This is a genomic window from Anoxybacillus kestanbolensis (genome assembly GCF_001996285.1).
GTDB lineage: Bacteria > Bacillota > Bacilli > Bacillales > Anoxybacillaceae > Anoxybacillus > Anoxybacillus kestanbolensis_A.
Genome location: NZ_MQAD01000003.1, coordinates 17046 through 38666, shown reverse-complemented (window position 1 = coordinate 38666; position 21621 = coordinate 17046). Strand labels below are relative to the sequence as shown.

Annotated in this window: 20 protein-coding genes; 7 read left to right on the top strand and 13 right to left on the bottom strand. The window is 45.2% G+C overall.

Going from position 1 to position 21621, the window contains the following annotated elements; genetic code table 11:
* Positions 1 to 83: 83 nt before the first annotated feature.
* The 4 genes from BO219_RS01965 to BO219_RS01950 form a co-directional block, all read right to left on the bottom strand.
* Entirely contained in the window at positions 84 to 746 is a 663-nt protein-coding gene (locus tag BO219_RS01965) for a LutC/YkgG family protein (protein ID WP_077428117.1), read from the bottom strand.
* Positions 746 to 2164, bottom strand: a complete 1419-nt coding sequence (locus BO219_RS01960; protein WP_077428115.1) for a LutB/LldF family L-lactate oxidation iron-sulfur protein — start codon at positions 2162 to 2164, stop codon at positions 746 to 748. Before BO219_RS01960 ends, BO219_RS01965 begins: the two co-directional genes overlap by 1 nt.
* An 11-nt stretch (positions 2165 to 2175) precedes the next feature.
* The gene (locus BO219_RS01955) at positions 2176 to 2892 is read right to left on the bottom strand and encodes a (Fe-S)-binding protein (protein ID WP_077428113.1); all 717 of its coding nucleotides are present in this window, start codon (positions 2890 to 2892) and stop codon (positions 2176 to 2178) included.
* 107 nt (positions 2893 to 2999) lie between these two features.
* A complete protein-coding gene (locus BO219_RS01950; RefSeq protein WP_077428111.1) occupies positions 3000 to 3719 on the bottom strand; it encodes a FadR/GntR family transcriptional regulator in 720 nt (239 codons plus the stop codon).
* Between the two features lie 211 nt (positions 3720 to 3930).
* Between BO219_RS01950 and BO219_RS01945 the strand changes: the two genes are divergently transcribed.
* Complete coding sequence (locus BO219_RS01945; protein ID WP_077428109.1) at positions 3931 to 5706, top strand: L-lactate permease; 1776 nt, start codon at positions 3931 to 3933, stop codon at positions 5704 to 5706.
* A 98-nt stretch (positions 5707 to 5804) separates the two neighbouring features.
* Positions 5805 to 7532: a B12-binding domain-containing radical SAM protein gene (locus BO219_RS01940; protein WP_077428107.1), complete on the top strand. Its 1728-nt coding sequence runs from the start codon at positions 5805 to 5807 to the stop codon at positions 7530 to 7532.
* 12 nt (positions 7533 to 7544) lie between these two features.
* Here BO219_RS01940 and BO219_RS14980 read toward each other — a convergent pair whose 3' ends face one another.
* From BO219_RS14980 to BO219_RS14615, 3 genes are read right to left on the bottom strand one after another with little or no spacing between them, the layout of a single operon-like run.
* Positions 7545 to 7679 carry a hypothetical protein gene (locus BO219_RS14980; protein ID WP_255720833.1) on the bottom strand — a complete coding sequence of 45 codons (135 nt, stop codon included), beginning with the start codon at positions 7677 to 7679 and terminating at the stop codon, positions 7545 to 7547.
* Positions 7676 to 7831, bottom strand: coding sequence for a hypothetical protein (locus BO219_RS14620; RefSeq protein ID WP_198936623.1), 156 nt, complete (start codon positions 7829 to 7831; stop codon positions 7676 to 7678). The genes BO219_RS14980 and BO219_RS14620 overlap by 4 nt, the downstream gene beginning before the upstream one ends.
* Positions 7809 to 7955: a hypothetical protein gene (locus tag BO219_RS14615; protein WP_198936621.1), complete on the bottom strand. Its 147-nt coding sequence runs from the start codon at positions 7953 to 7955 to the stop codon at positions 7809 to 7811. The genes BO219_RS14620 and BO219_RS14615 overlap by 23 nt, the downstream gene beginning before the upstream one ends.
* A gap of 83 nt (positions 7956 to 8038) precedes the next feature.
* Here BO219_RS14615 and BO219_RS01935 point away from each other — a divergent pair, with 83 nt between their 5' ends.
* The gene (locus BO219_RS01935; protein WP_077428105.1) at positions 8039 to 8380 is read left to right on the top strand and encodes a DUF3905 domain-containing protein; all 342 of its coding nucleotides are present in this window, start codon (positions 8039 to 8041) and stop codon (positions 8378 to 8380) included.
* Positions 8381 to 8382: 2 nt separating this feature from the next.
* On the opposite strand, the gene BO219_RS01930 is transcribed toward BO219_RS01935, so the two are convergent.
* From BO219_RS01930 to BO219_RS01905, 6 genes are all read right to left on the bottom strand, one after another.
* Positions 8383 to 9198: a carbohydrate ABC transporter permease gene (locus tag BO219_RS01930; protein WP_077428103.1), complete on the bottom strand. Its 816-nt coding sequence runs from the start codon at positions 9196 to 9198 to the stop codon at positions 8383 to 8385.
* 12 nt (positions 9199 to 9210) lie between these two features.
* Positions 9211 to 10101, bottom strand: a complete 891-nt coding sequence (locus tag BO219_RS01925) for a carbohydrate ABC transporter permease (RefSeq protein ID WP_077428101.1) — start codon at positions 10099 to 10101, stop codon at positions 9211 to 9213.
* A gap of 103 nt (positions 10102 to 10204) precedes the next feature.
* Positions 10205 to 11473 carry an ABC transporter substrate-binding protein gene (locus tag BO219_RS01920; RefSeq protein WP_077428099.1) on the bottom strand — a complete coding sequence of 423 codons (1269 nt, stop codon included), beginning with the start codon at positions 11471 to 11473 and terminating at the stop codon, positions 10205 to 10207.
* Positions 11474 to 11527: 54 nt separating this feature from the next.
* Positions 11528 to 12217, bottom strand: a complete 690-nt coding sequence (gene pgmB / locus BO219_RS01915; RefSeq protein ID WP_077428097.1) for a beta-phosphoglucomutase — start codon at positions 12215 to 12217, stop codon at positions 11528 to 11530.
* Positions 12214 to 14556, bottom strand: coding sequence for a glycoside hydrolase family 65 protein (locus BO219_RS01910; protein WP_077428155.1), 2343 nt, complete (start codon positions 14554 to 14556; stop codon positions 12214 to 12216). The genes pgmB and BO219_RS01910 overlap by 4 nt, the downstream gene beginning before the upstream one ends.
* Before the next feature lie 69 nt (positions 14557 to 14625).
* Positions 14626 to 15642, bottom strand: coding sequence for a LacI family DNA-binding transcriptional regulator (locus BO219_RS01905; protein ID WP_077428153.1), 1017 nt, complete (start codon positions 15640 to 15642; stop codon positions 14626 to 14628).
* Between the two features lie 173 nt (positions 15643 to 15815).
* Here BO219_RS01905 and BO219_RS01900 point away from each other — a divergent pair, with 173 nt between their 5' ends.
* The 4 genes from BO219_RS01900 (at position 15816) to BO219_RS01885 (ending at position 21611) form a co-directional block, all read left to right on the top strand.
* A complete protein-coding gene (locus BO219_RS01900; RefSeq protein WP_077428095.1) occupies positions 15816 to 17582 on the top strand; it encodes a methyl-accepting chemotaxis protein in 1767 nt (588 codons plus the stop codon).
* A 77-nt stretch (positions 17583 to 17659) separates the two neighbouring features.
* Positions 17660 to 18763, top strand: a complete 1104-nt coding sequence (locus BO219_RS01895; RefSeq protein WP_077428093.1) for a CdaR family transcriptional regulator — start codon at positions 17660 to 17662, stop codon at positions 18761 to 18763.
* 95 nt (positions 18764 to 18858) lie between these two features.
* The gene (gene glcD, locus BO219_RS01890; protein WP_006321553.1) at positions 18859 to 20271 is read left to right on the top strand and encodes a glycolate oxidase subunit GlcD; all 1413 of its coding nucleotides are present in this window, start codon (positions 18859 to 18861) and stop codon (positions 20269 to 20271) included.
* Positions 20268 to 21611, top strand: coding sequence for a (Fe-S)-binding protein (locus BO219_RS01885; RefSeq protein WP_077428091.1), 1344 nt, complete (start codon positions 20268 to 20270; stop codon positions 21609 to 21611). The genes glcD and BO219_RS01885 overlap by 4 nt, the downstream gene beginning before the upstream one ends.
* Positions 21612 to 21621 lie beyond the last annotated feature (10 nt).

Below are 21621 nucleotides of genomic sequence, written 5' to 3'. Positions count from 1 at the left end.
CGCCATCTGTTTTTTTATTCCTTCTTAATATTCCGAAAATTTTACTAATCTGATTGGAATTAAAAAAGCAGCGCATCGGCTGCTTAACGATCGGTAATGACGATATATGTTGCTTTCACCGGCCCATGCACACCGACAACTAAGTTCATTTCAATATCTGCGGAGTTGCTCGGACCTGTAATGAAATTGATGCATGACGGAACATGCTTCTCCCGAATGATGTGCGCCGCTTGCGTCATTCGCGGAACGATTGTACTTTTCGGAATAAGCGCCACATACGTCGTCGGTAAAAAGCTAATCGTTCTCCCTTGATCGCGGTTGTTTAATAACACGACCGTTCCTGATTCCGCTAGCGTCATGTCGCTCCATGTCATGCCGATATTAGCTCGTTCTGCCGCTTCAATATTGTCACGTCCACGTGTAGCGTCCCATACGTACACATCTTCTCTCTGTAAAAAGGAGGAGAGCCCAAACTGTTCGTAGCGCTCGTCGTTTGCGACAACGATCGGTCCACCGCCATGCGCAGCAACGACTTGTTGTAGCGTATCACGAAGCTCGGCGCTGTTTGTTTCAACAAGCGTCGTATGAATGCGAGTACATTGTTGTTTTAATACGTCGAGCAATTCATTTTGGCTGTATCCTTGAAACACCGTTTGTTGCGGTGCATGTTTCCACTGTGGGCGCTCAACAGACGTGCGCACATCGCGTCCAAGTCGTGAAGCAATTCGTTGTAAAAAAGCTTCCATTATTCGTTCCCCCTTTGTTTCAACCAGTCGCGGAACCGTTCTTTTTCTGGCGCTGGAAATTCACGAATGTCCGTCCACGCTTTTAACGGTCCGGGACCTTTCGAAATGCGGTCGTTTGTCGTAAACGGATTGACGGCAGTCGGGGCAATTTTTGAACCAAGCTTATATAACAGCGATGATGCTGCACCTAATCCGAACGCTTTCATCGCTAATTTTTCCGAAATCGGCGCTTTTCCTTCCCGTTCGACAATCGTTTGGCGATGTTTTAACAACAGTTCATGAAGCGGAATTTTTACCGGACATGCTTCCGTACAGGCGGCGCATAACGTGGACGCATACGGCAATTCTTTATAATCATCGTAGCCGCCAAGAAGCGGAGACAATACCGCCCCGATCGGCCCAGAATAAATCGAACCGTACGAATGTCCTCCAATATGACGGTATACAGGGCAAACGTTCACGCACGCCGCGCAACGAATACATTGCAACACCGGTTGAAATTCCGTCCCTAAAATGTCAGAACGTCCGTTGTCGACAATGACGAGATGAAATTCTTCTGGTCCGTCCACTTCCCCTTCCTCGCGCGGACCGGTTAATACGGTAATGTAGCTCGTCAATTTTTGCCCGACCGCACTTCTCGTCAGTAAACTAACGAGCACTTCCATTTCTTCAAACGTCGGTACGATGCGCTCCATTCCCATGACTGTAATTTGTGTTTTCGGCAATGCGGTGACTAAATCGGCGTTTCCTTCGTTCGTCACAAGCGTAATCGAACCGGATTCCGCAACCGCAAAATTGCATCCGGTAATGCCGACGTCTGCGGTTAAATATTGTTGGCGCAACATCGCACGCGCATGAAGCGCCAGTTCTTCTGGCTTTTCTGTTTTTGTATACGCTAGCTTTTTTTGAAATACGTCGCGAATTTGTTCTTTATTTTTATGAAGAGCAGGTGCGACGATGTGCGATGGCGGATCGTGGTCATCGACTTGCAAAATGTATTCACCAAGGTCCGTTTCAATGACTTCACAGCCAAGCTTCTCTAATGCGGCATTCATATGAATTTCTTCCGTCACCATCGATTTGGATTTCACAATTTTTTTCGCTTGTTTGCTTGCAACGACGCGGCAAATGTAGTCGTTCGCTTCTTCTGCCGTTTGCGCAAAAAAGACGTGCCCGCCGCGTTTTTTTACATTTTCGCTCAGTTGCATTAAATAATAGTCTAAGTTTTCAAGTGTATGTTGGCGAATTTCTTCTCCGAGCGCGCGCCATTCTTCCCAGTTGCCAAGCTCAGCAGCTGCTTCTAATCGGCGCGTGCGCAGCCGCTCTTGCGCTCCAGCAACCGCTCCGCGCATAAACGTATTATGAATCCCCTTTTCCACCCGTTCGTGAAATTCTCCCATGTTAATTTTCATCGCCATATGAATCCCCCCTATCTACTATTGAGCACTTCGGCAATGTGCATGACGCGAATCGGTTTGCCTTTTCGTTCGATGCGCCCACCGATATTCATTAAACAGCCACAGTCTGCACCGATTAAATAGTCGGCTTCGACTTGTTCAATACATTGAATTTTTTCATCGACCATCTGTTCCGAAATCGGTCCCATTTTTACTGAAAACGTACCGCCAAATCCACAGCAATTGTGCGCGTTCGGCAAAGGGACAACTTCAAGCTCTTTTACGTGTTGTAAAAGCGTAAGCGGCGCATCTTTGACGCCAAGTAAGCGCGTCATATGACATGACGTATGGTACGTCGCTTTTCCTTCTAACTGCGCACCGACATCTTCGACTTGTAATACATCAACGATAAATTGCGTCAGTTCATATGTTTTATCAGCAACGCGTTTCGCCCGCTCTTCCCATTCGCCGTCACCTTTAAAAATGTGCGGATATTCTTTAAACATCGTGGCACACGAACCGGATGGGGTCACGATATATTCTGCATGTTCAAACGTGCGAATCATATGTTTCATCGCTTCTTTCGCTTCTTTTACATACCCGCTATTGTACGCTGGCTGTCCGCAGCACGTTTGCGCCTCTGGAAAATGAATTGTGCATCCAAGCCGCTCTAACAGCTCTACTGTCGCTTTTCCGACGTTCACGTGAAATAAGTCGACTAAACATGTAACGAATAATGTGACGTTCATCCGAAATCCCCTCTCCAAGAAAACGTTTTCTTTCCCTTCACTTTACATGCAATTGCAAAATTAGTCAACCGGTCATCTGATGATTAAGGGCGGAGGGAGCACCTCCACTATAAAGATATGTAGTTAGCAAGCACTTTTTCAACATGTCCTAAATGTTCTTTCATTCGCTCTTGGGCAAGTTCAGCGTTTTGGTCGCGAATCGCTTCAAAAATGGCGATATGGTCTTCAAGTAGTTGTTCTGTCGTCGCTTGTTTGGCAAACAGCCAAATGCGGCGCGTTTCTCGCATCGTCTCCATCATCATGCCAGATACGTTGTTCATTAAGCTAACTAATAACGGATTTTTCGTCGCCGCCGCAATCGCCATATGAAATAAAAAGTCGGCCTGTTCCCCAAGCTCTTCATCGCCGATCACCTCACGCATTTGCGCAAGGGCGCTTTGCATGGCGCGCAAATCTTCTTCCGTCCGTTTTAGCGCCGCCAATCCAGCTGCGCCAACTTCAAGCAGTTTGCGCACTTCTAATAAATGGGCAACGTCTTCTTTATTCATCAGCACAGCAGCAGAAATCGGAAACGACAACACCGCCGGATCGAATTCGCGCACATACGTCCCTTCCCCTTGCTTCATTTCAATAAGCCCCATCGCTCGAAGCGCAGTTAACGCTTCGCGAATGGCTGCGCGCCCAACTTGGAAATTTTCAGCTAGTTGTTGAACGGAATCGAGTTTATCGCCCGGTTTTAACTGTCCCGTTTGAATCATATGTAAAATCGCTTCCGCTACTTCTTCATATATTTTTTTCGGTTTAATTTGTTTGTACACTCTGTCCACCCCATCATCTCTTGTTTGCTCCCCCACATAAATAGAATATCATATCATATTTTTTTACAAAATAACTGTGAAAAATTTTTAAATATTCATATTGAAAATTGGTTGCGCTTACATTATGATATACTCATCAGATGATTGTATGACCTTATGAGGAGGGGATAAGGAATTACATCATCACATATTGTTATATCATTCACATAAACAAAGGGGGATGAACATGTTATCATTTATCGCACTATTGCCAATTTTAACAATTTTCTTATTTCTTGTTGTGCTGAAATGGCCAGCGAGCCGCGCGATGCCTGTTGCGCTCGTTGTGACCGCGGCGATCGCTTTGTTCGTTTGGGGGACGAACATCAATGTTGTCGCCGCCGCAAGCGTCAACGGGATAAAAACCGCCATTGAAGTTATGTTTATCGTATTTGGAGCGGTATTGCTTTTAAATACGGTAAAAGAAAGCGGAGCGATCGAAACGATTCGTCAAGGGTTTATTCACATTTCGCCAGACCGCCGCATTCAAGCGGTCATTATCGCTTGGTTGTTCGGTTCATTTATTGAAGGTGCAGCAGGTTTTGGTACGCCAGCAGCCATCGCTGCCCCGCTTCTTGTCGCAATCGGTTTTCCTGCGATGGCCGCCGTACTAGTTGCGCTTATTATTCAAAGTACGCCTGTTTCTTTCGGAGCAATCGGTACGCCAATTCTCGTTGGAGTTAATACAGGGCTTGCTAACCAAGAAGCGGTTATGAAAGCGATTGGCGATATGGAGTTTATGGATTATTTGTTGCAAATTGCCGCAAACGTCGGCCTCATTCATGCGATAGTCGGAACGTTTATTCCACTTATTATGGTCGGCATGATGACGCGCTTTTTCGGTAAAAATCGTTCGTTCCGTGAAGGATTGCGCGTATGGAAATTTGCGTTGTTTGCCGGATTGGCGTTCACCGTTCCGTATGCGATGATCGCAAACGTGCTCGGACCAGAGTTTCCATCGTTATTCGGGGCGTTAATCGGCCTGATGATCGTCGTACCAGCGGCAAAAGCAGGATTGTTTATGCCGAAAGACACGTTTGATTTCGAACATCGCAGCGCTTGGGAACAAGAATGGATCGGGCGTTTAAACAATGAACAAACGAACATCGCTCAAGGGAAAAAGCGCATTTCCCTTTTCAACGCTTGGTTCCCATACGTATTAGTTGCTGTGTTGCTCATCATTACGCGCACAGTAACGGAAGTACAAACATTTTTAACAGGAGAAAGCGTCACCATTTTAATCGATAACTTATTCAACTCTGGCATTGCGATTAAATCAACGCCACTTTACTTGCCAGGTACGATTTTCTTAGTCGTTTCGCTCATCACGTACGTGTTACATCGCATGGACGCTTCAAGCTACAAAAAAGCGTTTAGCGATTCGTTTAAAACGGCATTAAGCGCAGGTTCGGCACTCATTTTCGCGGTACCGATGATCAACATTTTCATTAATACGAAAACAGATGAGCTTGCGAGCATGCCGCTCGTTTTAGCCGAAGGAGTATCGCACATCGCCGGTTCAGCATGGCCGATCGTGGCGCCGCTCATCGGTGCGCTTGGAGCGTTTATTGCAGGAAGCAACACGTTCAGCAATATGATGTTCTCGCTTTTCCAATTCGGTACAGCAGAAAGCATCGGTTTATCGGCGTCAGGCGCTGCGGTCGTCGTTGCGCTGCAAGCTGTTGGTGGAGCAGCAGGAAATATGATTTGCGTCCATAACGTCGTTGCTGCTTCTGCAACAGTCGGCCTCGTCGGTCAAGAAGGAAGTTTAATTCGTAAAGCGCTCATTCCGATGACATATTACATTTTAGCGGCTGGTATGCTCGGCATGGGCTTAATCGTCGGCGGCTTTAACGTTTGGTTTGTCCTTTATGCCGTCATCGTCGTCGCATTCATTTTGTTTATGATGTCAAACCGCAGCAAAACAAAACGGGCCGAAAACCAAATTTCAGCATAATACAAAAGGGTGTCCTGTAAAAAGGATACCCTTTTTCCTTTCCCTTCTTATATGATATAATGACTTGTTGCAACCTACATATAAAGGAGTCGTTTGCAGTGCATATCATCTGTACAACGTTGAATGCGAAATATATTCATACGAACTTAGCAATTCGCTATTTAAAAGCGTACGCCCAACCGGAGTTTCATGTGGAGCTTGTCGAATATACAATTAAAGACCCGGTGTTAAACATCGTCACCGATTTATATCGCCGCAAACCCGATGTCGTCGGGTTTAGCTGTTACATTTGGAACATCGAACAGACGATTGAAGTTATTCAGCTTTTGAAAAAAGTGCATCCGACCGTCACAATCGTCGTCGGTGGACCGGAAGTGTCATATGACGTCGCTTATTGGCTTGAGCGCGTGCCGGAGTTTGATTATATCGTCATCGGCGAAGGAGAAGAAACGTTTAAACAGCTTCTGACAGCGCTTCAAAATGGCGATGATGTCGCAAACATCGCTGGTCTTGCGTTTCATCAAGACGGCAAAGCGGTCATTAACCCGCAACGAAATAAAATCAACTTAGCGAACATGCCGTCGCCGTTTCGCTTTCCAGAAGATATCCCGCATTTGTCGAAGCGCGTCACATACGTCGAGACGAGCCGCGGCTGTCCGTTTAGTTGCCAATTTTGTTTATCGTCGATTGAAGTCGGCGTCCGCTACTTTGATCGTGAAAAAATAAAGGAAGATTTACGTTATTTAATGAAACACGGAGCGAAAGTAATTAAATTTGTCGATCGCACGTTTAACATTAGCCGTAGCTATGCGATGGATATGTTCCGATTTTTAATTGACGAGCACGTGCCGGGTGTCGTGTTCCAATTTGAAATTACGGCCGACATTATGCGCCCAGAAGTCATTGAATTTTTAAATAAAGAAGCGCCGCCAGGGCTATTCCGTTTTGAAATCGGGGTGCAGTCGACAAACGATGAAGTGAATAAACTCGTCATGCGGAAGCAAAATTTTGAAAAGCTCACCCGCACCGTCACGATGGTCAAACAAGGCGGAAAAATTGCCCAACATCTTGATTTAATTGCCGGGCTTCCGGAAGAAGATTACACATCGTTTCGCAAAACGTTTAACGACGTATTTGCGCTCCGTCCTGAAGAATTGCAACTCGGCTTTTTGAAAATGTTGCGCGGCACAGGCTTACGCCATAAGGCAAACGAATACGGCTACGTCTTTATGGACCGCGCACCGTATGAAATTTTGCGAAACAACGTGCTGTCGTTTCATGACATCATTCGCTTAAAACAAGTCGAAGATGTGCTTGAAAAATATTGGAACGATCATCGGATGGACGAGACGATCGAATATATCGTCACCCATCTATTTGACACGCCATTTGACTTTTTCCAGTCGTTTGGGACGTATTGGGATGAACAAGGTTGGGCGCGGATCGGACATCAACTTGAAGATTTATTCCGCCGCCTCTATTCGTTTTTACAAACGACAAACACGCCCAACTTACCAATTGTCGAAGCGTTGATGAAATACGACTATTTGCGCAATCAAAAACAAAAACCACGCAAACCGTGGTGGGATGAAAAAACGGACAAACATGTACGCGCGCGCGTATATGAAAAACTGTCCGAACAACCGCACCTTCTTTCACTAAGCGAAAAAGAACTATTTAAACACACGGTCGTTGAACTGATCCCGTTCGACTTGCCGCATTATTTACAAACGAAACACATTCGCCATTGCCATATGGCGATGATCGTATACTTCAACCAAACGACGATGAAAGCAGAGACGTATTTTTTGGAAATGGAAAAGTAGGAGCCTCCACTCCTACTTTTTCTTCTTTGCCTCTTCCATTAACTCCATCACTTTATGGGCATTGATGTCGCCTTGTTCGTGTCCGAATTCTTCCTTTAATATGTCGCTTGGAATCGGAATTGTTTTGCCTGCTTGTTTGTTTTTCATTTTCCTTGCCGTCCTTTTTTCGAATTTCGGTTTGCGCCGCGGCTCATATCTTCTCCGCCAGCGTATTGCGCTTCAAATTCGTCTTTTGGCATGCTTTCTGTCGGCGTTTGGTTATTTGTTTTCGCTGCATCATGTCTCACTTTTCTTTTCATCACGTTCCACTCCTTTGTATGCAATCAATATAATGTCTTCACCTGTTTGTTGCCGAAGCGTTTGTTCCCATTGTTGCACTTGGGCGATGTCGCGCTCATGCAACTGCGCAATTGGAAAATGCATATAAATCCCCCCTCACAAGTAATGTCATGCAAAACGACATATTTTATACGCCATTTAGCCACATTAATGATGAGGTGATCATCATGGAAAAAGAAAAAGAAATCGAATCGCCCATTTTCAATGAGACGCAACCGCATCAAATACATGCTCCGTCATTTAAGGGAACGGGCATCGAGATGAAACCACCATTTGTCAATCGGTATGGGGTCGTCATTGGCGATAGTAAATACAATTCGCCAAACTCCCCACTTCATGAATGGAGCGACGAAACCGATCCGAGTGTAATGGCGGGTGACGAATGGGTGCACCCAACAAACGACATCGGTTGGAATACCCCCGAAAACCGCGCCTTACTCGAAGAAAAACGGAGCGAACTAGCACCGTTTGCTCATCCAGACAAAGACGTCGGATATGGGACAGATTAAAGCTATTTCCCACCTGTAAACGAAATACCTTTGATAAAGTAGCGATTGAAAAATGCATAAATGACTAATACAGGCATCGTAAACACCATTGACGCCGCCATAATGTAGTTCCAATAGCTAATGTATTGTCCTTTAAAGCTATTTAACCCTAACGGCAACGTGAACAGTTGCGGATCGGATAAAATGATAAGCGGACGCATAAAGTCGTTCCACGAACCCATAAAGACGAAAATGGCTTGCGCGGCAAGCGCTGGTCGAGCGAGCGGCAGCACGATGCGGAAAAACGTACCGATGCGGCTTAACCCATCTAACGCTGCCGCTTCTTCTAATTCTTTCGGGAAGTTAATGAAAAATTGACGCATCATAAAAATGAACGTCGCATTAATCATCGCTGGGACAATCATCCCTTGATACGAGTTCAACCAACCGAGCTGTTTTAAAATTAAATAGTTCGGAATCATCGTCACTTGCGCTGGAATCATTAATACCGCCAAAATGATCATAAAAATCGTCTGTTTTCCTCGGAAATGAAGGCGAGCGAGCGCATAACCAGCCATCGAGTTAAATATTAAATTCAACATTGTCACCGTCACCGCAATAATGACGCTATTCATAAACCAACGCGGGAAAAGCTCTTGTTCGATGAAAATTTGTTTATAATTATCAAGCGTAAAGTCTTTCGGAATAAAACTAATCGAACCGCCCACAATCTCTTCAAGCGTTTTAAACGATGACGAAAGCGCCCATAAAAACGGAATCATCGTCACAATTGCATATAACACGAGAATCGTATATAACAACGCTTTGCCAAATCGCATGTCCTTCCCCCCTTAATAAAGCGACTCTTCTTTTGAAAATTTTCGTTGCAGCCACGTCGCAAGTAAAATGACGATCGCTAACGCAAACGCAAGCGCGGCCGCATATCCCATCGTTCCGAGCGATTTAAACGCATATTGATAAATCAGTAGGACGACGGTTAACGTGGCGTTGTTCGGTCCGCCTGAGCCGCCTGAGAAAATGTATGATTGGTCAAATAATTGGAACGTACCAATTAATCCCATAATGATGACAAACGATGTGACAGGTTTTAAGTACGGCACAGTCACGTACCAAAATTTATGCCAAGCGTTTGCTCCGTCTAACTCCGCCGCTTCGTATAATGAATCAGGAATGTCTTGCAATGCGGCTAAATAAATGACCATAAAAAACGGTGCGGTTGACCAAATGTTCATAATCATAATGGCGTTTAACGCAACAGCTGGATCACCAAGCCAGTTGTATGTCGGCAAGCCAAGAAATTGAAGCACGTGGTTAACAAGCCCATTTTGGTTGTACATCCACATAAAAATAAGCGTCAAAACAGCCGATGATGTTAACGTCGGCAAAAAGTAGACGATGCGGAAAAACTTTTCCCCTTTTAAACCCGCATTGAGCGTCGCCGCTAAAACGAGTGCTAACATCGTTTGCGTCGGTACGACGATCGCCACGTATTTCACCGTATTCCAAAGCGCGATTTTCGCTCGCGTATCATCGAATATGCGTGTAAAGTTATCGAATCCGACAAATTGAAAGCTCGCTGTTCCTAACAACTGCACTTTATGAAACGATAAATAAATCGCAAATAAAATTGGACCGATGACGAATAAAAGAAGAACAAATAACGTTGGTGATAATAACGTGTATGCCGTTCCTGCTTCTTTCCATCGTTGACGACGAAACATATTTTCATCTCCTTTATCTCGTGCTATTCACCTCTTTCAAGTGAAGATTGTGTATCACTTCACTTGAAAGAAGGGAACAGCGAGGGGAATGTCCCCTCAGCCGTTACTTCGCTTCAATTTCTTTATTCGCAATCTCTTGCGCTTTTTTGAGCGCTTCAGCAAGCGGTTGTTCACCTAAAAAGGCGCTGACAAATTGGTTGTTAAAGTTGTTCATAATAATTGGCAAGTTCGTCCCGTTTTGCCATACGGTTGCATACGGTGCTCCAGCAACGAGTGCGGCGCGCAATTCATCTTTATCATATCCTAATTCAGCCGCCACCGATTTACGAGTTGGCAACGCAAAACCTTTACTTGTCCAAATTTTCATTCCTTCTTTTCCTGTTAAAAACGAAATGAGTTTCCATGCCGCTTCTTTCTTTTGTGAATCTTTGTTCATGACGTACGCAACTGTATACGCCATCGTTCCTTTTTTGCCGTCGATCGTCGGTACTTCGGCTGTGCCGAACTCCGTATTCGGGAACGTTTCTTGGAGGAATGGAATCGCCCAGTTTCCTTCAATAACCATCGCAGCTTTTTGTTGACCGAACATTTCGCCGCCCCAGCCGGCGCCTACTTCGCTCGGTTGCGCGGCTGATTTATCTTTTAAGCGCATATCGACAATCGGTTGTAACGCTTCAACCACTTTCGGATCGGCAAAGCTTGCTTTATTGTCTGTCACAACTTTGCCGCCTTTTGATTCCGCAATGTAGTATAGGCGCGCTAGTTCTGGCGCTGCTCCGAAACCGTACACTTCTGTTCCTTTTGTTAATTTTTTCGCCGCTTCGCGCAATTCATCCCACGTTTTCGGTACATCTAACCCTGCTTCGGCAAACATTTTTTTGTTGTAGAAAAGCGCTAACGTCGAATAGTCTTTCGGGAAGCCGTATATTTTGCCGTCTGGACCTTTAAACGCATCAAGAAGCGGCTTTTCAAAATCATCGATGTCAAAATCGTCTGTCACATAGTCATCTAATGGCTCTAATACGCCTGTTTCGATCATCGCTGGCGCTTCGAACGCATCTAAATAAAATACGTCTGGACCTTCGCCGCCAATTAAGCGCGTTTTAATGACGTCCATATATTGATCGGAAATGACTTCATGTTTGACTTTAATGTTCGGATATTTTTTCTCAAATTCATCTAACGTTTGTTTCAACAACTTTTGTTCCATTGGGTTGCCGCCCCAACCAGCAAGCGTCACTTCCACTTGTTCTTCTTTCGTTTCACCATTGCTTTCGTTTTTCGCTGTTTTTTCTTCACCGCCACATCCTGCTAAAACGCTTCCAAAAAGCAACGTCGACATCCCAACTGCAAACCATTGTTTCTTTTTCATTTCATAAGACCCCTTTCTTATTCAATGTAGCATATGGAAGGGAGACGAGCTCCCTTATTCCCGATGAAAAGCATGTACAATGGCATCGTATGTTAAATCGGCTGTCGTTTTGACGATATAGTCTGCTTCTTTTAACGCTTCTTTGTCGCCAACACCAATCGCAAACATGTTTGCTGCTTTAATGGCAGCCACCCCTGCTTGCGCATCTTCTACGCCAACGCACGTCGACGGAGCGACACGTAACTGCTCGGCGGCAGTAAGGAAAATTTCTGGGTGCGGCTTGCTGTTTTGTACTTTTGCCGCATCGACAATCGTATCGAAATATTCCCGAATGCCGAGCCGTTCGATAACCGTAAACGCATTTTTACTTGCGGACGCTAAGCCGATTTTTATATGATTGCGCTTCAACTCTCGCAATAAATCGAGCATGCCAGGAAGCAAATCGTTCGGTGTCATGCGCGCAATGAGCTGTTTGTAATGCTCATTTTTTTTATGCGCCAGCGCCTCTTTTTCCGCTGTTGTATAGCGATCCGCTTGGCCGCCGAGCGCTAAAATGCGCTCAAGCGACTCCATGCGGCTCACCCCTTTTAATTGCTCGTTAAACGCGCGATCAAACGTGATGCCTAATTGTTCTGCAAGCTGTTTCCATGCGATAAAATGGTACTCTGCCGTATCGGTTATGACACCGTCTAAATCGAAAATGACTGCGTTCAATTGCTTGTTCATTATGTCAAACCCTTTCATGTAAGTGGAATTGTCACTTCATCTTTTACTTCATATACGGTACCGAACACATCAAACGTCACGGCATCGTGGACGTTCGTCACTTTTTTCACAACAAGTTGTTCGTGCGTCGCCGTCACTTCTAATCGGTCGCCACGCCAATAAATTGGGAACGATAATTTTTTCCATTGTTTTGGAAGCTTCGGATGGATGCGCAATTTCCCGTCCAACATGCGCACGCCGCCGAATCCACACACGACTGATTGCCAGACGCCGCCGATCGATGCGGTATGCATGCCGTGATCCGACGATTTCATATTCGGTCCTAAGTCGATGCGGGCCGCTTGTTCAAACAATTCGTACGCCAACTCGCGATCGTCCATATCGCTCGCTAAAATGCAATGCGTCGATAAGCTGAGCGATGAATCGTGCAACGTTTTTGGCTCATAGTAGTTCCAGTTCGCTCGTTTCACTTCTTGCGAAAACTTGTTTTCTAGCAAGTAAAACAACACCATAATGTCCGCTTGTTTTGATACTTGTATGTTGTTTACTTGTTCGAGGTTGTAATCTTCAAAAATCGTGCCGACGCGCGTTTGTTTTTTATATTTCGTTAAGTCGATGATTTGTTTTGTTAAATATGTGTCATCTTGCGGGATGACGAGATCTTCTTCGCGCGGCTGCGGCAAGTAAATGAGATCGACTTTTTCTTTCCATTTTTTATACGCGTCATGTACGCCAATTTTTTCGTGCAACGCGTCAAGAAGTGCTGCGTTCGTTTCTTTTAATCTTTCATAATAGCGAATCGCCGTTTCGATATTCCAATGCGCCATATAGTTTGTGAAAGCGTTGTTGTTGACGTGCTCTTTATATTCATCTGGGCCGATGACATCGTTAATGTGATATTGTTGTTTTTCTTCATTCCACTCTAAGCGGCTCGCCCAAAACGTTGCCGTATCAAACAACATTTCATAACCGTAACGCTCCATAAAGTCGTCATCGCCTGTCACTTTGTAATATTGCCATACCGCAAAAGCGATGTCGCTCGTAATATGTTGTTCAATAAAGCCCGACCAAATTTTCGTCGCTTTTCCGGTGACAATATCGACAGCGCCCCATACCGGCGTCACTTCATCGCCCGTAAATGCTGACTCCCATGGATACATTGCCCCTTCATAGCCGTTCGCTTTCGCTTTTCGGCGCGCCCCTTCAATCGTGTTGTATCGATATTCAAGCAAGCTGCGGGCGATATGCGGGAACGTGTACGTGAAAAACGGCAAAATGAAAATTTCTGTATCCCAAAACGAATGCCCTTTATACCCTTCGCCTGTCAACCCTTTCGCCGCGACACCGAAGCGGGCATCATGCGCTGGCGTCATAATAATTAAATGGTAATGCGCAAAACGAATGGCAAGCTGGTCAAATTCGTTTTCACTTTCGATCGTAATGTTCATTTGTTCCCAACGCTTTTTCCATTCCGAAACGTTTTCGGAAAAGAGCGCATCGTACCCTTTTTTCGCCTCTTCTTTTAAGTCATTTAACGCCTCTTGTCGCATGATATCAAGGCTGTATGCGTCATGATCGTACTGTTTATCGCGACTTGTATATACGTTCGCAATCTTTTCAAACGTGAGCGTCTCCCCTTGCTTCACATCAAATGCAACTTGAATAAACACTTTGCGTCGGTCCATCGCCATGCGCGGCTCGACTTCGATTTCTTTTCCGTCAATCATATACCGATGCGTTACATTCACAACAAAATCAATTTTCGATTCCGTCGTCGTTTGAATGAGCTGCAAATACGTTTTATCGAAAATGCGCTTTTCACCTTCGTGGAAATGTTGCGCCCCGCTATTTGTCATTTGTCCGTTAATACCGGATGTGATTTGAATATGCGCCTCGCAATTGAGCGGTTTTATTTCCATTTTCATGCCGATGAGATGCAAGTTTTTTAGCGATACAAAACGGCGAAACGTCAATTCAAACTGCTCGCCGCGCGCATTTTCCCAAATGACGTGGCGCACTAATTCCGCATCTTTTATGTTTAAATCGCGGCGATAATGAATGATTTTCCCTTTTTCGAGCGAAAACTTTTCGCCGTTTAACCAAATGTCTAACTCAACAACATCGGGGGCATTCGGCAGCTCTGTCACTTCGTATTCATCAAATTGGTTAAACGTCCCAGCCACAAACAAATTGCGCACTTGCCCGACGTACGACTCTTCCGTCGCCGAACGAAGTCCCATATATCCGTTGCCAAGCGCCATAATCGCTTCACATTTTCCGAGCGCATATGGATTAAATTGCACTTCTGACACGATCCAATTTTTATACTCGCCTGTTCCTAAGTTGTATTGCAGCATCATAAACTCCCTTTCCTCGTATGAATATCGTTTTTCCAAAACGTTTCGGATTTTGCGTATGAAAAAAGGCTACCCTTTTTTCACTTCCGCCGTGGACTCGCGCACAACAAGCTGCGTTCGCAATGTCACGACTTTCGCTTCATTTCCTTCAAGCATATCAATAAGCATGCTCGCCGCTTCATAGCCCATTTGAAACTTATTTTGTGCCACCGTCGTAAGCGCCGGCGAAACGTAAGAGGCAAGCAAAATGTCATCATATCCAACGATAGATACATCTTCAGGCACGCGTAACCCGAGCTGTTTGAGCGCTTTCATGACACCGAGCGCCATTAAATCGCTCGCACAAAAAATCGCAGTAATGTGTTGATGTTTCGTAAACAGCTCGTACGCTCGCGCTTCCGCTATTTCCTCTGAAAATTCGCCGTTTACAATCCATTCTTTTTGAACTGGCACGTTCGCTTCGTCCATCGCCTCATAAAACCCTTGCAGACGCTGTTTGCTTACGAAAGCGTAATCGTGTCCGTTCATCATCGCGATGTGGCGATGCCCAAGCTCAAGCAAATGTTGCACCGCTTTTTTCGCCCCATGTACGTTATCGGTTGTGACGTATCCGACGCGATCAGACTGAATTGGAATGTCGATCAACACGCACGGGATATCGCTTTCGACGACTTCCGTTAAATACGGATCGTCCGTTTTAATGCCTTGCAAAATGACGCCGTCGACGCGCCGCTCGCGACATAGTTGCGAATACGTCTTTTCCCGCTGTTTCGTCGAATTCGTATTAAACAAAATGACATCATAGTCTGTTTTTGCGATGTAATCGTTAACGCCTGTCATCACTTCAAACGTAAAATTATCTTTCACCGCTGAGCGCGTCATCCCCGAAACGAGCAACCCAATCGTTTTCGATTTATTCATAACAAGGCTTCGCGCTAAAGTGTTTGGGCTGTAATTGAGCTGTTTCGCGATGTCCATAATTTTTTTGCGCGTCTTTTCACTGACGTCTGAATAACCGTTTAACGCGCGAGAAACGGTCGTTACCGACACGCCAGCTGCTTTCGCAATATCTTTAATCGTTGTCACTTTCATTTCCTCCAAAACGTTTCGGATTCCTTGTTGATTTGAATTGTAACCGAACTCGAAACCGATTGCAATAAAAAATTTGTGACAAAATTCGTGGCATTTTGTCCAAAAATGCTCTCCCTCCCTCTCTAGCAGTCATGCTATAATGAGAAGAAAGCAAAGGAGGACTCATGATGAAAGGACGATGGACAAATCGTTTTCAGAAAAAAAAGAAAACAACTAAAACGAACAAAGCGATGACGATCGGGAAAAAATATGGGATCGTTTTCAGCTTTGCTACACTTTTATTTGTCAGCGTTTTCATTTTTGTTTTTTTACTCGTCAATAACTTAACGAACGTCGTCAAACAAGTGGAACAAAAAAGCGACCAAGCCATTTTAATTACCGACCTCGGTTCGTTATTTAAACAAAAATATATCGTCATTACTGACTATATGACAAATCCGCGTCCAGAGACGCTTTGGCAATATAACGATTTAACCGATCAATTCAATAAGAAAATAAAACTGCTAGAACCGCATATGCAAACGGAAGAAGCAAAAGTGATTTACAACTCAACCATTTCCATTGAAAATCAACTAAACGAACTGCTGTATAAAACGATTCAACCTGCAGTATTGTCATATCGCGATCGCGGCGAACAAATTGATATTTTCCAAGTCATTAGCTTCCAAAATAAAGCCGCAACGATTCGCGACATGAGCATTGAAAAGCTTGATTTATTAAGAAAAATCGTCATGGATGACAGAAACACGCTGACGACGCAAATGAACGATACAATTGCGAAAAACATTTTCATGATGATCATCACCGTCGTTGTAGCGATCGTTTTATCGGTCATCTCTTTAATCGTCGTCAGCCAAAAAATTAGCAAACGATTACACGACGTCGTCCATGTTTGTCATGAACTTGCGCGCGGCAATTTGCGCGTCGAACGATTGACCGATACGAAAAATGACGAAGTCGGACAAATTGCTCAAGCGATGAATGAATTGGCGGATGGATTGGAACAATCGATCGCTCAAATTCAAGCGGCGGCTACACACGTCAACGACATGTCACAAACGTTGCGACTTAACGCAGAAGCAACGACGGAAGCAAACGAACAAATTACACAAGCCATTCTCGAAGTTGCCTCTGGTGCAGATGAGCAAGTGAATGTATCGAAACAAACAAATGAAGCGGTACATGACGTATCTGATGCGCTAACGACCGTCATGGTAAAAGTATCTGAAACGACGAAACGAACAAACGAAGCAACGAAACGCGTTAGCGAAGGAACGGCACTAGTAGAGCAAACGGTTGCACAAATGAAGCTCATTCGCGAACAAATTGAGCGGCTTGCTACCGTCATTGAATCGCTAAACGATAAGTCAAAAGAAATTCATCAAATCGTCGGCTTTATTACGAGCATTTCCGATCAAACGAACTTGCTTGCGTTAAACGCCGCCATTGAAGCTGCACGAGCAGGCGAACACGGAAAAGGATTTGGCGTCGTCGCTGAAGAAGTGCGTAAGCTTGCTGAACAAACGGCGCATGCGGCCGGCAACATTCGCACCCTTGCTGAGCAGTCGCAAACGCAAACGGCGCACGCCGTACATGTGATGAATGAAAGCAGCGAATCGTTCCAAACAGGTCATTCGCTCGTCGAACAAGTCGGACATATTTTCCATTCCATTTCGACCGATATGGCGCGCGTCCAAGCAGAAAGTGATACAGCGCACGATACAATTCGCGCCGTTGACGAAAAAGTAAAAACGATGACGTCATTTGCCGATCAAATTATTGACATTTCATCGCAATCGGCAAGAAACATTGAACAAGTGGCCGCAGCAACGGAAGAACAAAACGCAACGATGCAAGAGTTGCTCGCTTCTTCGCAAGAACTCGCAAGCACTGCCGAACAGCTTCGTCAAGCGGTCGCACGTTTCCACATGTAACTCGGACAACCGTCCTTCTTTTCAAGTGAAAGGACGGTTTCTTTTTTCATCATCTCGCTACGAAAGGAAGTGAATACATGCTCTCTCCTCACCTTGCGAAAAAAATTGTTTCTGACGTTCGCCGCCTCATTAATGAAGATATTATTATCGTCGCGACAAACGGCATTATTATCGCGAGCACCGATACGACGCGCATCGGACAATTTCATGAAGGAGCGTTTCTCGTTTTTCACGAAAAGAAAACACGGATTATTACAAAAGAAGATGAAAACGTATTACGAGGCGTAAAAGCGGGCATCAACTTGCCGATCTTTTTTCACGGCGATGTGATCGGCGTCATCGGCATTACAGGCGACCCGAAAAAAGTGTCGCCTTATGGAGAACTATTAAAAAAAATGACCGAGCTTCTTATTCAAGAAAACTATTACATCGAACAACTCCAACTCGAAGCGCGGACGCTTGAAACGTTCGTGTTTGAATGGCTGCAAGCGCGCGAATGGTCGCCATCGTTTTACGAACGCGCCCAACTGTTTCATATCGATCTGCATGTTAAACGGCGTGTCATTATCGCTTCGTTAAAGGAAACAAAACAAACGATTTCCGTTGACATGTGGAAATACGTTCAAACTGTTTGGAGCGATGCACGTGACGTCATCGTCCGTTGGGGAAACGATCGCTTACTTATTTTACAAACAGACGATGACAAAGAACGAACGATCGCTAAAATCAAAACGATGCAACGCGCACTATTAGACAAATACGATGTGACGCTTCATATCGGATGCGGAAAAATGGGAGATAGTAAACAGGCGTACCATTCGTATAAGCAAGCCGAACGTGCCCTTCATATCGCCAAACAAACAGGCGACATCGTTTTCGATGAAGATTTACGATTGGACATGTGTTTAGAAGACATTTCGCTTGCGACAAAACAAGAACTTATTAAACGAACGATTGCGCCATTAATGAATGAACAAGAGCTTCTTCATACATTGCGTACTTTTTTCGCCAACCACTTATCGCTCAAACAAACAGCCGAAGCGCTTCACATTCATATTAATACGCTTCATTATCGGCTAAAAAAAGTACAACAATATACAAATTTAAACGTGCGCCATATCGAACATGTCGTCACTTTATATTTAGCCATTCGTTTTTTAGATGAAACAACAAAAAAATAAGATGTAAACGTTTTATTTTTATATATTCATCCATAGCGGGTTTTCCCGCTTTTTTTTATGCTTATAGTAAAAATGGGAGAAAGAAGGTCGTTGACATGATCACTGAACAAGTGAAACGACAGTTCATTGACATCGTTGGTGCAGAAAACTACGATGATTCGAAAGCCGGACGGCTAGTTTATTCCTATGACGCAACACCAAACTTTCAATCGCTTCCTGATGCCGTCATCGCACCACGCAACACAAAAGAAGTGAGTGAGATCGTAAAAATTTGCAACAACGAGCGCATTCCGATCGTTCCACGCGGTTCGGGCACAAATCTTTGTGCAGGCACATGCCCAACCGAAGGTGGCATCGTCATGTTATTTAAACATATGAATCGCATATTAGAAATTGATGAAGAAAACTTAACGGTTACCGTTCAGCCGGGCGTTATTACGCTTGACCTTATTCACGCTGTCGAAGCAAAAGGACTATTTTATCCGCCCGATCCAAGCTCGATGAAAATTTCAACGATCGGAGGAAACATTAATGAAAATTCCGGCGGTTTGCGCGGTTTAAAGTACGGCGTGACGCGCGATTACGTCATGGGGCTTGAAGTTGTACTCGCCAACGGTGACATCATTCGTACGGGCGGAAAGCTCGCGAAAGACGTCGCTGGCTACGATTTAACGCGCCTGTTTGTCGGCTCGGAAGGCACGCTCGGGATCATTACAGAAGCGACGTTAAAACTTATTCCGATGCCGGAGACGAAACAAACGATGCTCGCGCTTTATGAAGATTTAGAAGCAGCCGCTCGCTCTGTTTCAGCGATTATCGCCAATAAAATCATCCCGACGACGCTTGAGTTTTTAGATCAACCGACGTTACAAGTCGTCGAGTCGTTCGTCAACATCGGCTTGCCGACAGACGTGAAAGCGGTATTGCTGATCGAACAAGATGGACCGAAAGAAGTCGTTGAGCGAGATATGAAAGCGATGGCGCGCATTTGCCGAGAGCAACACGCCATTTCCGTCCAAGTAGCCAAAACAGAAGAAGAAGCGAATAACTTGCGCACAGCGAGACGTTCGGCACTATCAGCACTCGCCCGTTTAAAGCCGACGACGATTTTAGAAGATGCGACCGTTCCGCGCTCGCAAATTGCAAATATGGTAAAAGCGATTAACGACATTGCGAAAAAGTATAACGTCACCATTTGCACGTTCGGTCACGCAGGAGACGGCAATCTTCATCCGACATGTCCGACTGATGTGCGCGACAAAGACGAACTGCATCGCGTCGAGCAGGCGTTTGAAGACATATTCGCCAAAGCGATTGAGCTTGGCGGCACGATTACAGGCGAACATGGCGTCGGCATCATGAAAGCGCCGTATGTAGAGTGGAAGCTCGGCAAAGAAGGAATCGCGGCGATGAAAGCGATTAAACAAGCGCTCGATCCGAACAACATTATGAATCCGGGAAAAGTGTTCGCTAAAAGTACGCGCAAACGGGTGGTGGTGACACGATGAAAAACGAACAGCTCGCAAAACAATTTCAAGCGCGCATGAATGAAGACGAACTACTAAACTGTATGCGGTGCGGTTTTTGTTTGCCGACATGCCCGACGTATATTGAATCCGGCTTTCAAGAGTCGCACTCGCCGCGCGGCCGGATCGCATTAATGAAAGCGGTCGTCGATGGACTTATTGAACCGGACGAAGATGTCGAACGTTCCCTTCAACTCTGTCTTGGCTGCCGCGCGTGTGAACCGGTTTGCCCTTCTGGCGTGCGCTACGGTCATTTACTTGAAGAAGCGCGCGACATTATTGCGCAACATAAAACGTATTCACCGATCGTCCGTTTCATTCGCCATATTGTATTTAAACAGCTGTTTCCACATCCGAAACGGATGCGCATGTTGACGGCACTTATCGGTTTTTATCAACGTTCAGGGTTGCAGGCGCTCGTTCGTAAGCTCGGGTTATTGCGCCTATTGCCAAATCATTTAGCGATGATGGAAAACGTGTTGCCAAACGTGCCGACGTGGAAACAAATGAATGAGCGCCCGACGCATGTAGAAGCGCTCCCCCTACGCAAGCGGCGTGTCGCTTTTTTTCGTGGTTGTTTAATGGATACGATGTTTATGGACATCAACGATGCGACGATGAAACTGTTACGGCTTGTTGGTTGCGACATCGTCATTCCTGAGGCGCAAACGTGTTGCGGGGCGCTTCATGGACATAGCGGTGAAAAAGCGGACGCAAAAACGTTAGCGAAACGCAACATCGAAGCGTTTGAAACACTCGATGTCGATTACATCATTACAAACGCTGGCGGGTGCGGCGCCTTTTTAATCGAATACGACCATTTGTTAAAAGACGATCCTGTTTGGGCGGATCGTGCGAAAGCGTTTGTCGCAAAAATAAAAGATGTGTCCGTCATTTTAGTGGAACTCGGCTTTCATAAGCAAGGATGGCGCTTGCCAAACCAAACGGTGACGTATCAAGATTCATGCCATCTGCGCAACGTCATGAAAACCGCAAAAGAACCACGCCTATTGCTTCAGTCGATTGCAGGCGTCAAGTTTCGTGAAATGAAAGATGCCGACCGATGTTGTGGGTCTGCGGGCATTTATAACATCATCGAACCGGATATGTCGATGCAAGTGCTCGACTACAAAATGGAACAAGTAAAACAAACGAAAGCGACGACGATTGTGACCGCCAATCCCGGCTGTTTACTACAAATGAAGCTCGGCATTGAACGGGAAGGACTCACAAACGTACGCGCCGTCCATCTCGTTGAATTGCTTGTAGAAGCTGTAGAAGCAACAAACGAAAACGACCAACCACTTAAACAAATCGGATAGGGTATGGACA